The organism is Streptomyces sp. NPDC060209 (assembly GCF_042728155.1).
In the GTDB taxonomy this organism is placed as follows: Bacteria; Actinomycetota; Actinomycetes; order Streptomycetales; family Streptomycetaceae; genus Streptomyces.
Genome location: NZ_JBHWZS010000249.1, coordinates 1 through 12,511, shown reverse-complemented (window position 1 = coordinate 12,511; position 12,511 = coordinate 1). Strand labels below are relative to the sequence as shown.

Sequence of the window (12,511 nt, the reverse complement as noted above, 5' to 3'; positions counted from 1 at the left end):
CGATGCGACCGTGGGCCCTTCGGCGTACCGGCCCGGCCGGTGAGGCTGCCCGGACACGAAAACGCCGGGCCGGCGGGGCCGGAGGCCCCGCCTACCCGGCGGTACGTTTTTCGTGGGGCTGGTCAGCCCTCGTCGTGGGCGACCGCGCGACGCGCGTCGGCGTCCAGAACGCCCCAGCTGATCAGCTGCTCCGTGAGCACGGACGGCGACTGGTCGTAGATCACGGCCAGGGTGCGCAGGTCGTCCTGGCGGATCGAGAGCACCTTGCCGTTGTAGTCGCCGCGCTGGCTCTGGATCGTCGCCGCGTAACGCTGCAGCGGTCCGGCCTTCTCCGGCGGCACGTGGGCGAGGCGCTCCAGGTCGAGGACCAGTTTCGGCGGCGGCTCGGCGGCACCGCCGGGGGTCGTACCGGGCAGGAGCTCCTGCACCGGAACTCCGTAGAAGTCGGCCAGCTCGGCAAGGCGCTGCACGGTCACGGCGCGGTCGCCGCGCTCGTAGGAACCGACCACGACGGCCTTCCAGCGGCCCTGCGACTTCTCCTCCACGCCGTGGAGGGAGAGGCCCTGCTGGGTGCGGATGGCGCGGAGCTTGGCCCCGAGCTGCTTTGCGTATTCGCTGGACATAAGGCTCCCCGGACGCTGGAACATTCTGCGGCTGGGCCGCGTGGCTGGTAACTCACTGTGAGGTTACGCAGCGTTACTTGGCTGCGTCAAGCCGAAAGGTCCGGACTGCCACCTCCTGGGGGCGGGGCCAGGGTCTCGCACAAGCCCTGGTAACGTTGATGACGCAATTTCGACGTCCTTTAACGTCCGTCCAGTGAGGCGGAGAAGGAGGTCCGTTTCTTATGGACGCACAGCATGACCACACCGGCAATGCGGCACGCCCCGTTCTCGAGGCTCCCGACATCGCCCGGGCACTGACCCGAATCGCCCACGAGATCGTCGAACGCGCCAAGGGCGCCGACGACGTGGTGCTGCTCGGCATTCCGACACGAGGGGTCTTCCTCGCCGGTCGGCTCGCCGAAAAGCTCGAAGAGATCACCGGCCGGAAGACGCCGGTCGGGTCGCTCGACATCACGATGTACCGCGACGACCTGCGGATGCGCCCCGCGCGTGCCCTGGCACGCACCGAGATCCCCGGTGAGGGCATCGAAGGCCGCCTCGTCGTGCTCGTCGACGACGTTCTCTTCTCCGGGCGCACGATCCGCGCCGCACTCGACGCGCTCGGCGACATCGGCCGGCCACGTGCCGTACAGCTCGCGGTCCTCGTCGACCGAGGCCACCGCGAACTCCCGATCCGTGCCGACTACGTCGGCAAGAACCTCCCCACGTCGCTGCGGGAGACGGTCAAGGTCCAGCTCGCCGAGGAGGACGGCCGCGACGCCGTGCTGCTCGGCGTCAAGCAGACCGTCCCGGCAGGCGAGCAGTAGCCGAGTCCCGTCCCGTGCGCACCACCGGCCGCACGGCTGCTTCCGCACGCCCGCCTGCCTGATCCCTCCACCCTTCACGGAGACTCCCAGATGCTGCGCCCTCCCGGAGACAACCCCCGGACTCCCCGCCACCTCATCTCGGCCGCAGACCTCACCCGCGACGACGCCGTCCTGATCCTCGACACCGCCGAGGAGATGGCCAGGGTCGCGGACCGGCCGATCAAGAAGCTTCCCACCCTGCGTGGACGAACGGTCGTCAACCTCTTCTTCGAGGACTCGACCCGGACGCGGATCTCCTTCGAGGCCGCCGCGAAGCGCCTCTCCGCCGACGTGATCAACTTCTCCGCGAAGGGCTCGTCCGTCTCCAAGGGCGAGTCGCTCAAGGACACCGCCCTCACCCTGGAGGCCATGGGTGCCGACGCGGTCGTCATCCGGCACGGCGCCTCCGGGGCCCCGTACCGCCTCGCGACCTCGGGCTGGATCGACAGCGCGGTCGTCAACGCCGGTGACGGCACGCACGAGCACCCCACCCAGGCACTGCTGGACGCGTTCACGATGCGCCGCCGGCTGGTCGGGCCCGACGCGGGAATCGGCCGAGACCTCGAAGGCCGCCGGATCACGATCGTCGGCGACATCCTGCACAGCCGCGTGGCCCGCTCCAACGTCCACCTGCTGCACACGCTCGGTGCGCACGTCACCCTGGTGGCCCCGCCGACCCTCGTGCCCGTCGGCGTCGAGCAGTGGCCCTGCGACGTCAGCTACCGCCTCGACGACGTGCTGCCGAAGTCGGACGCGGTCATGATGCTTCGTGTGCAGCGTGAGCGGATGAACGCCGCCTACTTCCCGACCGAGCGTGAGTACTCCCGGCGCTACGGCCTGGACGGCGAACGCATGGCGAGGATGCCGGAACACGCCATCGTGATGCACCCCGGCCCGATGGTCCGCGGAATGGAGATCACGGCCGAGGTCGCGGACTCCGACCGCTGCACCGCCGTCGAGCAGGTCGCGAACGGTGTCTCCACCCGCATGGCCGTCCTGTACCTGCTGCTGGGCGGTTCAGAGACCGCCCTGCCGTCCGCCGCCGCCCGTACCGAGGAGAACAAGTAACCATGAGCAAGATCCTGATCCGCGGTGCGAAGGTCCTCGGCGGCGAGCCGCAGGACGTCCTCATCGACGGCGAGACCGTGGCGGAGGTCGGCACCGGCATCGAGGCCGGCGACGCCACCGTGATCGAGGCGGCCGGCCAGATCCTGCTGCCCGGTCTCGTCGACCTGCACACCCATCTGCGTGAGCCCGGACGCGAGGACTCCGAGACCGTCCTCACCGGTACCAAGGCGGCCGCGGTCGGCGGCTTCACCGCCGTCCACGCCATGGCCAACACCTTCCCGGTCGCCGACACCGCCGGTGTCGTCGAGCAGGTCTGGCGGCTCGGCAAGGAGTCCGGCTACTGCGACGTGCAGCCCGTCGGCGCCGTCACCGTCGGCCTGGAGGGCAAGCAGCTCGCCGAGCTCGGCGCCATGCACGACTCCGCCGCCGGGGTGAAGGTCTTCTCCGACGACGGCAAGTGCGTCGACGACGCCGTGATCATGCGCCGCGCGCTCGAGTACGTGAAGGCCTTCGACGGAGTCGTCGCCCAGCACGCCCAGGAGCCCCGCCTCACCGAGGGCGCCCAGATGAACGAGGGCGTCGTCTCGGCCGAGCTCGGCCTCGGCGGCTGGCCCGCCGTCGCCGAGGAGTCGGTCATCGCCCGCGACGTCCTGCTCGCCGCGCACGTCGACTCCCGGGTGCACATCTGCCACCTGTCGACCGCCGGCTCCGTGGAGATCGTCCGCTGGGCCAAGTCCAAGGGCTGGAACGTCACCGCCGAGGTGACCCCGCACCACCTGCTGCTCACCGATGAACTCGTACGGACCTACAACCCCGTCTACAAGGTGAACCCGCCGCTGCGCACCGAGGCCGACGTCATGGCCCTGCGCGAGGCCCTCGCCGACGGCACCATCGACTGCGTGGCCACCGACCACGCACCGCACCCGCACGAGGACAAGGACTGCGAGTGGGCCGCCGCGGCCATGGGCATGGTGGGCCTCGAGACCGCGCTCTCCGTGGTCCAGCAGACGATGGTGGACACCGGGCTCCTCGACTGGGCGGGCGTCGCCGACCGCATGTCGTTCCGCCCCGCGGCCATCGGCAGGCTCGAAGGACACGGCCGGCCCGTCTCGGCGGGTGAGCCCGCCAACCTCACTCTGCTCGATCCGGCATACCGTGGAGCTGTGGACCCCGCGGGCTTCGCCTCCCGCAGCCGCAACACTCCGTACGAGGGTCGCGAGCTGCCCGGCCGAGTGACCCACACCTTCCTGCGGGGCCGTGCCACGGTCGTCGACGGGAAGCTCGCGTGACAACACTCAACCCCCTATACCAGCTGGCCGCCGACCAGAAGTCGGCCGAAGTGACGGACTGGTCCGCCCGCATCAGCTGGGTCCTCGGACTGGTCGTCTTCATCGCGTTCGTCTACTGGCTGATGCGCCAGGGATGGAAGTGGCGGGGGAGCCTGCAGTCCGGCCTGCCCGAGCTCGCGACCACCCCGGACGGGTTCGCGGACGGCGAGGAACTGCTCACGCTGACCGGCCGCTACCACGCGTCGACGACCGCCGGGCAGTGGCTCGACCGGATCGTGGCTCACGGCCTCGGCACCCGCAGCCGGGCCGAGCTGACCCTCACCGCGCAGGGCCTCGACGTCGTGCGCCCCGGCGCCGCCGACTTCTTCGTACCGGCCTCCGCCCTGCGCGAGGCCAGGCTCGACAAGGCACTCGCCGGCAAGGTCCTCCCCGAGGGCGGCCTGCTGGTCATCACCTGGGCGCACGGCGACCAGCTGATCGACTCGGGCTTCCGCTCCGACCGGGCGGCCGAGCACCAGGCGTGGGTCGACGCCGTCAACCACCTCGCCGGCGCGCCCGGCGACCACCTCACCAGCACCACCACCAGCACGACGGAAGGCACCGCACGATGACGATCTCCACCCGGGGAGCCGGAAAAGCTCCCGCCGTACTCGTTCTGGAGGACGGCCGCTCCTTCCGCGGCCGCGCCTACGGGGCCGTGGGGGAGACCTTCGGAGAGGCGGTGTTCTCGACCGGCATGACCGGCTACCAGGAGACGCTGACCGACCCCTCGTACCACCGCCAGGTCGTCGTCATGACCGCCCCGCACGTCGGCAACACCGGCGTGAACGACGAGGACCCCGAGTCGAAGCGGATCTGGGTCTCCGGCTACGTGGTGCGCGACCCCGCCCGGGTGCCCTCCAACTGGCGCTCCCGCCGGTCGCTGGACGAGGAGCTCACGAGCCAGGGAGTCGTCGGCATCAGCGGCATCGACACCCGTGCGCTCACCCGCCACCTGCGCGAGCGCGGCGCGATGCGCGTCGGCATCTTCTCCGGGAACGCCCTCCAGGACGAAGGCATACTGCTCGCCAAGGTCCGCCAGGCCCCCGAGATGGCCGGCGCCGACCTCGCGGCCGAGGTCGCCACCAAGGAGGCGTACGTCGTCCCCGCGGTCGGCACCAAGAAGTTCACCGTCGCGGCGATCGACCTCGGCATCAAGGGCATGACCCCGCACCGCATGGCCGAGCGCGGCATCGAGGTGCACGTCCTGCCGGCCACCGCCACCCTGGAGGAGGTGTACGCGGTCGAGCCCGACGGAGTCTTCTTCTCCAACGGTCCCGGCGACCCCTCCACCGCCGACCACCCGGTCTCCCTCATGCGAGGTGTCCTGGAGCGGAAGACCCCGCTCTTCGGCATCTGCTTCGGCAACCAGATCCTGGGCCGCTCGCTCGGCTTCGGCACCTACAAGCTGAAGTACGGCCACCGCGGCATCAACCAGCCCGTGCAGGACCGCACGACCGGAAAGGTCGAGGTCACCGCGCACAACCACGGCTTCGCCGTCGACGCTCCGCTCGACAAGGTCTCCGACACGGACTTCGGCCGCGCCGAGGTCTCCCACGTATGCCTGAACGACCAGGTCGTCGAAGGGCTCCAGCTGCTCGACCAGCCGGCCTTCAGCGTCCAGTACCACCCCGAAGCAGCCGCGGGCCCGCACGACGCCGCGTACCTCTTCGACCGTTTCGTCACCCTGATGGAGGGCCAGCGTGCCTAAGCGCTCCGATATCCAGTCCGTCCTGGTCATCGGCTCCGGTCCGATCGTCATCGGGCAGGCCGCCGAGTTCGACTACTCCGGCACCCAGGCCTGCCGCGTACTCAAGGCCGAGGGCCTGCGCGTCATCCTGGTGAACTCCAACCCGGCGACGATCATGACCGACCCGGAGATCGCCGACGCCACGTACGTCGAGCCGATCACCCCCGAGTTCGTCGAGAAGATCATCGCCAAGGAGCGCCCCGACGCGCTGCTCCCGACCCTGGGCGGCCAGACCGCGCTCAACACCGCGATCTCCATGCACGAGAACGGTGTCCTGGAGCGGTACGGCGTCGAGCTGATCGGCGCCAACGTCGAGGCCATCAACAAGGGCGAGGACCGCGACCTCTTCAAGGGAGTCGTCGCGGCCGTCAAGGAGAAGATCGGCTACGGCGAGTCCGCCCGCTCCGTCATCTGCCACACCATGGACGACGTCATCGCGGGCGTCGACACCCTCGGCGGCTACCCCGTCGTCGTCCGCCCCTCCTTCACCATGGGCGGCGCCGGCTCCGGCTTCGCCCACGACGAGGAGGAGCTGCGCCGCATCGCCGGACAGGGCCTCACGCTCTCGCCGACCACCGAGGTGCTCCTGGAGGAGTCCATCCTCGGCTGGAAGGAGTACGAGCTGGAGCTGATGCGCGACAAGAACGACAACGTCGTGGTCGTCTGCTCCATCGAGAACTTCGACCCGATGGGCGTCCACACCGGCGACTCCATCACGGTCGCCCCGGCGATGACGCTCACCGACCGTGAGTACCAGCGGCTGCGTGACGTCGGCATCGCGATCATCCGCGAGGTCGGCGTCGACACCGGCGGCTGCAACATCCAGTTCGCCATCGACCCCGCCGACGGCAGGGTCATCGTCATCGAGATGAACCCGCGCGTCTCCCGCTCCTCCGCGCTCGCCTCCAAGGCCACCGGCTTCCCGATCGCCAAGATCGCCGCCAAGCTGGCCGTCGGCTACACGCTGGACGAGATCCCCAACGACATCACCGAGAAGACGCCGGCCTCCTTCGAGCCGACTCTCGACTACGTCGTCGTCAAGGCCCCGCGCTTCGCCTTCGAGAAGTTCCCGTCCGCCGACTCCACCCTCACCACGACCATGAAGTCGGTGGGCGAGGCCATGGCGATCGGCCGCAACTTCACCGAGGCACTGCAGAAGGCCCTCCGCTCCCTGGAGAAGAAGGGCTCGCAGTTCGCCTTCACCGGCGAGACCGGCGACAAGGCCGAGCTGCTCGCCGAGGCGGTCCGCCCCACGGACGGCCGCATCAACACCGTGATGCAGGCGATCCGCGCGGGCGCCACCCAGGAAGAGGTCTTCGACGCCACGAAGATCGATCCCTGGTTCGTCGACCAGCTCTTCCTGATCAAGGAGATCGCCGACGAGCTGGCCGCAGCCGAACGCCTGGACACCGACCTGCTCGCCGAGGCCAAGCGGCACGGCTTCTCCGACGCGCAGATCGGTGAGATCCGCGGCCTGCGCGAGGACGTCGTGCGCGAGGTCCGGCACGCGCTGGGTATCCGCCCGGTCTACAAGACGGTCGACACCTGCGCCGCCGAGTTCGCCGCGAAGACGCCGTACTTCTACTCCAGCTACGACGAGGAGAGCGAGGTCGCGCCCCGCACCAAGCCGGCGGTGATCATCCTCGGCTCCGGCCCGAACCGCATCGGCCAGGGCATCGAGTTCGACTACTCGTGCGTCCACGCCTCCTTCGCCCTGCACGACGCGGGCTACGAGACCGTGATGGTCAACTGCAACCCGGAGACCGTCTCCACGGACTACGACACCTCCGACCGGCTCTACTTCGAGCCGCTCACGCTCGAGGACGTCCTGGAGATCGTCCACGCCGAGTCGCTCGCCGGCCCGATCGCCGGCGTCATCGTCCAGCTCGGCGGCCAGACGCCGCTCGGCCTCGCGCAGGCCCTCAAGGACAACGGCGTGCCCGTCGTGGGGACGTCCCCCGAGGCGATCCACGCCGCCGAGGACCGCGGCGCCTTCGGCCGTGTACTCGCCGAGGCCGGCCTGCCGGCCCCGAAGCACGGCACCGCCACCACTTTCGCCGAGGCCAAGGCCATCGCCGACGAGATCGGCTACCCGGTCCTCGTACGCCCGTCGTACGTGCTCGGCGGACGCGGCATGGAGATCGTCTACGACGAGGCCCGCCTCTCCTCCTACATCGCCGAGTCCACCGAGATCAGCCCCACCCGGCCGGTCCTGGTCGACCGCTTCCTCGACGACGCGATCGAGATCGACGTCGACGCGCTCTACGACGGCACCGAGCTCTACCTCGGCGGCGTCATGGAGCACATCGAGGAGGCCGGCATCCACTCCGGCGACTCCGCCTGCGCACTGCCCCCGATCACCCTCGGCGGCTACGACATCAAGCGGCTGCGGGCCTCCACCGAGGGCATCGCCAAGGGCGTCGGCGTCCGCGGGCTGATCAACATCCAGTTCGCCCTCTCCGGCGACATCCTCTACGTCCTCGAAGCGAACCCGCGCGCCTCGCGGACCGTCCCCTTCACCTCGAAGGCGACCGCGGTCCCGCTCGCGAAGGCCGCCGCCCGCATCTCGCTGGGCGCGACCGTCGCGGAGCTCCGCGCGGAGGGGCTGCTGCCGAAGCAGGGCGACGGCGGCACCCTGCCGCTGGACGCGCCGATCTCCGTCAAGGAGGCCGTCATGCCGTGGTCGCGCTTCCGCGACATCCACGGCCGCGGCGTCGACACGGTCCTCGGCCCGGAGATGCGCTCCACCGGTGAAGTCATGGGCATCGACTCCGTGTTCGGCACGGCGTACGCCAAGTCGCAGGCCGGTGCGTACGGCCCGCTGCCCACCAAGGGACGCGCCTTCATCTCCGTCGCCAACCGCGACAAGCGCTCGATGATCTTCCCGGCGCGCGAACTCGTCGCCCACGGCTTCGAGCTGCTCGCCACCTCCGGCACCGCCGAGGTGCTCAAGCGCAACGGCATCAACGCCACCGTGGTGCGCAAGCAGTCCGAGGGCGAGGGCCCCGACGGGGAGAAGACCATCGTCCAGCTGATCCACGACGGCGGGGTCGACCTCATCGTCAACACGCCGTACGGAACGGGCGGCCGGCTCGACGGCTACGAGATCCGCACCGCGGCCGTGGCCCGGTCCGTGCCGTGCCTCACGACGGTCCAGGCGCTCGCCGCCGCCGTCCAGGGCATCGACGCGCTCAACCACGGCGACGTCGGCGTACGTTCCCTCCAGGAACACGCCGAACATCTGACCGCGGCCCGCGACTAGCAGCCAGGCCCAGCAGGGGGACACCGGAAACGGTGTCCCCCTCTTCATGAGGACACCGTGATGTACAAACTCTTCTTCCAGCTGGTCTTCAAGCGGATGGACCCGGAGCAGGCCCACTACCTGGCGTTCCGCTGGATCCGCCTCGCCGCCCGCACCCCCGTGCTGCGCACCTTCGTCGCCGCCGCGCTCGCCCCCCGCCACAAGGAGCTGCGCACCGAGGCGCTCGGCCTGCGGATGCACGGCCCCTTCGGGCTCGCGGCCGGCTTCGACAAGAACGCCGTCGCGATCGACGGCATGTCCATGCTCGGCTTCGACCACATCGAGATCGGCACGGTCACGGGCGAGCCGCAGCCCGGCAACCCCAAGAAGCGCCTGTTCCGCCTGGTCGCGGACCGGGCCCTGATCAATCGCATGGGCTTCAACAACGAGGGCTCGGCGGCCGTGGCGGAGCGCCTCGCCGCCCGCACCCCCGTCTTCCGTACGACCGTCGGTGTCAACATCGGCAAGACCAAGGCCGTCCCCGAGGCCGAAGCCGTGGGCGACTACGTGAAGTCCACCGAGCGGCTCGCCGCCCACGCCGACTACCTCGTGGTGAACGTCTCGTCCCCCAACACGCCCGGTCTGCGCAACCTCCAGGCCACCGAGGCGCTCCGCCCGCTGCTCACCGCGGTGCGCGAGGCCGCCGACCGCACCGTCACCGACCGGCGTGTCCCCCTGCTCGTCAAGATCGCCCCGGACCTCGCGGACGAGGACGTCGACGCGGTCGCCGACCTCGCCGTCGAGCTCGGTCTCGACGGCATCATCGCCACCAACACCACCATCGCCCGCGACGGCCTCGGCCTGAAGTCCGACGCCGCCCTGGTCGAGGAGACCGGCGGACTCTCCGGCGCGCCCCTCAAGGAGCGCTCCCTGGAGGTCCTGAGCCGCCTGTACGCCCGTGTGGGGACCCGGATCACCCTGGTGGGTGTCGGGGGCATCGAGAACGCCGAGGACGCCTGGCAGCGCATCCTGGCCGGTGCCACGCTCGTCCAGGGCTACAGCGCCTTCATCTACGAGGGCCCCTTCTACGCCCGCGCGATCCACAAGGGTCTGGCCGCCCGGCTGGCCGCCTCCCCGTACGCCACCCTCGCCGAAGCCGTCGGCGCCGAGACACGGAAGGTCATGCAGTGACCCCTGAACCCTTCGGTGCGCGCCTGCGCCACGCCATGGACACCCGTGGGCCGCTCTGCGTCGGCATCGACCCGCACGCCTCCCTGCTCACCTCCTGGGGCCTGAACGACGACATCGCGGGCCTCGAGCGCTTCACGCGCACGGTCGTCGAGGCGCTGGCCGACCGGGTCGCCGTGCTCAAGCCGCAGTCCGCGTTCTTCGAGCGCTTCGGTTCGCGCGGCATCGCGGTGCTGGAGAAGGCCGTCGAAGAGGCCCGGGCGGCGGGAGCCCTCGTGCTCATGGACGCCAAGCGCGGCGACATCGGCTCCACGATGGGCGCCTACGCCGCCACCTACCTCGACAAGGACTCGCCGCTGTTCTCCGACGCGGTCACCGTCTCGCCGTACCTCGGCTTCGGCTCGCTGCGCCCGGCGCTCGACGCCGCCGAGGTCTCCGGCTCGGGTGTCTTCGTGCTCGCCCTCACCTCCAACCCGGAGGGCGCGGAGGTCCAGCGCGCCACCGCCGCGGACGGGCGGTCGCTGGCCCAGCTGATGCTCGACCACATGGCCGCCGAGAACGCGGGTGCGACGCCGCTCGGCTCAGTCGGTGCGGTGGTCGGCGCCACGCTCGGGGACGCCGGCGCCGATCTGTCGATCAACGGTCCGCTGCTCGCCCCCGGCATCGGCGCCCAGGGTGCCACCCCCGCGGATCTTCCCCGCGTCTTCGGCGCCGCGGTGGGCAATGTCGTGCCCAGCGTGAGCCGGGGCGTGCTGCGCCACGGACCGGACGCGTCAGGGCTGCGCGAAGCCGCCGGACGGTTCGCGGACGAGGTCCGAACGGCCGTCTCAGAAAGCTGACCATGCCACGTAACAGCCTGTTGACGGAATCCTGACCAAAATTCCGGGTTGTTATGGCCGAAATGTCCTGGTCGGTTGAGGCTGACCAGGACTTTTCCGCTGTTCTCGCTGACTCAGGCGGCCTTGGCCGCTAGTCTCCGTCGAGAGCCAACGAGCACAGGTTGTTCGTTGCTCACCAGGTGTGGGGCTGTCAGGTTCCTCACCGGTCCGTATCCGACAGATCGACATCCGAGGTGACGTAGGCGTGGCTCTTCCGCCCCTTACCCCTGAACAGCGCGCAGCCGCGCTCGAAAAGGCCGCCGCGGCTCGCCGGGAGCGGGCCGAGGTCAAGAATCGACTCAAGCACTCCGGTGCCTCCCTCCATGAGGTCATCAAGTCGGGCCAGGAGAACGACGTCATCGGTAAGATGAAGGTCTCCGCTCTTCTCGAGTCCCTGCCCGGCGTGGGCAAAGTCCGCGCCAAGCAGATCATGGAGCGGCTCGGCATTTCCGAGAGCCGCCGGGTCCGGGGTCTTGGCTCCAACCAGATCGCATCCCTGGAGCGTGAGTTCGGCGGCAGCGCCGCCTGACGTTCTCAGGCACTCCTGAGAACCTGGATAATCGCCCCATGGCTGCAACATCCCGGGGGACGTCCCCCGCACCCCCGGACGTACGTCCGCGGCTGACCGTGCTCTCCGGCCCCTCAGGGGTCGGCAAGAGCACGGTCGTCGCTCATATGCGCAAGGTTCACCCCGAGGTCTGGCTCTCGGTGTCCGCCACGACCCGTAAGCCCCGCCCCGGCGAGCGCAATGGCGTCCACTACTTCTTCGTGGACGACGAGGAGTTCGACAAGCTGATCGCCAACGGCGAACTGCTGGAGTGGGCCGAGTTCGCCGGTAACCGCTACGGCACGCCCCGCCGGGCCGTGCTCGACCGCCTCGAGGCGGGCGAGCCGGTGCTGCTGGAGATCGACCTGCAGGGCGCACGGCTGGTCCGCCAGTCGATGCCCGAGGCGCAGCTCGTCTTCCTCGCGCCGCCCAGCTGGGACGAGCTGGTGCGCCGGCTCACCGGCCGCGGGACCGAGGCGCCCGACGTGATCGAGCGGCGACTCGCGGCGGCGAAGGTCGAGCTGGCCGCGGAGGCGGAGTTCGATACGACGCTCGTCAACACCTCCGTCGAGGACGTGGCACGCGAGCTGCTAACGTTGATGCTGCAGGCTTCCGGCCTCCGCGGTACCGACGACTGACCTCACCGGTCCCTACACGTCCGCGGACGCAGAGCATCACTACTGCGGAACCAGCATGATCAAAGATCTCTTTGATCTCTATCCCCTTCGGAAGGCAGAGAGTGTCCTCTTCCATCACCACGCCCGAGGGCATCATCAACCCGCCGATTGATGAGCTCCTCGAGGCCACCGACTCGAAGTACAGCCTTGTGATCTACGCCGCCAAGCGCGCGCGTCAGATCAACGCGTACTACTCGCAGCTCGGTGAAGGCCTCCTTGAGTACGTCGGTCCGCTCGTCGACACCCACGTGCACGAGAAGCCGCTCTCGATCGCGCTCCGCGAGATCAACGCGGGCCTGCTGACCTCCGAGGCCATCGAGGGCCCCGCGCAGTAATACAGGCGGCACGCAGGAAACGCACCTTCAC

At 69.8% G+C, this 12,511-nt stretch carries 12 protein-coding genes; 11 read left to right on the top strand and 1 reads right to left on the bottom strand.

Going from position 1 to position 12,511, the window contains the following annotated elements; genetic code table 11:
- Window positions 1-122 precede the first annotated feature (122 nt).
- Window positions 123-623 carry a transcriptional regulator BldD gene (bldD, locus tag ACFWFI_RS32890; protein ID WP_014157378.1) on the bottom strand — a complete coding sequence of 167 codons (501 nt, stop codon included), beginning with the start codon at window positions 621-623 and terminating at the stop codon, window positions 123-125.
- Between the two features lie 221 nt (window positions 624-844).
- Between bldD and pyrR the strand changes: the two genes are divergently transcribed.
- The 11 genes from pyrR to rpoZ all read left to right on the top strand — a co-directional run bounded on the left by pyrR (window position 845) and on the right by rpoZ (window position 12,480).
- Complete coding sequence (pyrR, locus tag ACFWFI_RS32885; RefSeq protein WP_387397399.1) at window positions 845-1,429, top strand: bifunctional pyr operon transcriptional regulator/uracil phosphoribosyltransferase PyrR; 585 nt, start codon at window positions 845-847, stop codon at window positions 1,427-1,429.
- A gap of 90 nt (window positions 1,430-1,519) precedes the next feature.
- A complete protein-coding gene (locus ACFWFI_RS32880) occupies window positions 1,520-2,536 on the top strand; it encodes an aspartate carbamoyltransferase catalytic subunit (protein ID WP_387397396.1) in 1,017 nt (338 codons plus the stop codon).
- 2 nt (window positions 2,537-2,538) lie between these two features.
- Window positions 2,539-3,825: a dihydroorotase gene (locus tag ACFWFI_RS32875; protein WP_387397393.1), complete on the top strand. Its 1,287-nt coding sequence runs from the start codon at window positions 2,539-2,541 to the stop codon at window positions 3,823-3,825.
- Window positions 3,822-4,436: a PH-like domain-containing protein gene (locus tag ACFWFI_RS32870; RefSeq protein WP_387397391.1), complete on the top strand. Its 615-nt coding sequence runs from the start codon at window positions 3,822-3,824 to the stop codon at window positions 4,434-4,436. Before ACFWFI_RS32875 ends, ACFWFI_RS32870 begins: the two co-directional genes overlap by 4 nt.
- Window positions 4,433-5,575 (top strand): glutamine-hydrolyzing carbamoyl-phosphate synthase small subunit, encoded by a 1,143-nt coding sequence (gene carA / locus ACFWFI_RS32865; RefSeq protein WP_387397388.1) that lies wholly within the window; start codon window positions 4,433-4,435, stop codon window positions 5,573-5,575. The genes ACFWFI_RS32870 and carA overlap by 4 nt, the downstream gene beginning before the upstream one ends.
- Complete coding sequence (gene carB, locus ACFWFI_RS32860) at window positions 5,568-8,876, top strand: carbamoyl-phosphate synthase large subunit (protein ID WP_387397385.1); 3,309 nt, start codon at window positions 5,568-5,570, stop codon at window positions 8,874-8,876. The genes carA and carB overlap by 8 nt, the downstream gene beginning before the upstream one ends.
- 60 nt (window positions 8,877-8,936) lie before the next feature.
- A complete protein-coding gene (locus tag ACFWFI_RS32855) occupies window positions 8,937-10,046 on the top strand; it encodes a quinone-dependent dihydroorotate dehydrogenase (protein ID WP_387397383.1) in 1,110 nt (369 codons plus the stop codon).
- Window positions 10,043-10,882, top strand: a complete 840-nt coding sequence (pyrF, locus tag ACFWFI_RS32850) for an orotidine-5'-phosphate decarboxylase (protein ID WP_387397381.1) — start codon at window positions 10,043-10,045, stop codon at window positions 10,880-10,882. Before ACFWFI_RS32855 ends, pyrF begins: the two co-directional genes overlap by 4 nt.
- A 244-nt stretch (window positions 10,883-11,126) precedes the next feature.
- Window positions 11,127-11,450, top strand: coding sequence for an integration host factor (locus ACFWFI_RS32845; protein ID WP_018524251.1), 324 nt, complete (start codon window positions 11,127-11,129; stop codon window positions 11,448-11,450).
- A 38-nt stretch (window positions 11,451-11,488) separates the two neighbouring features.
- A complete protein-coding gene (gene gmk / locus ACFWFI_RS32840; protein ID WP_387397378.1) occupies window positions 11,489-12,106 on the top strand; it encodes a guanylate kinase in 618 nt (205 codons plus the stop codon).
- 101 nt (window positions 12,107-12,207) lie between these two features.
- Complete coding sequence (gene rpoZ / locus ACFWFI_RS32835) at window positions 12,208-12,480, top strand: DNA-directed RNA polymerase subunit omega (RefSeq protein WP_003970369.1); 273 nt, start codon at window positions 12,208-12,210, stop codon at window positions 12,478-12,480.
- The last annotated feature ends 31 nt before the right edge of the window (window positions 12,481-12,511 follow it).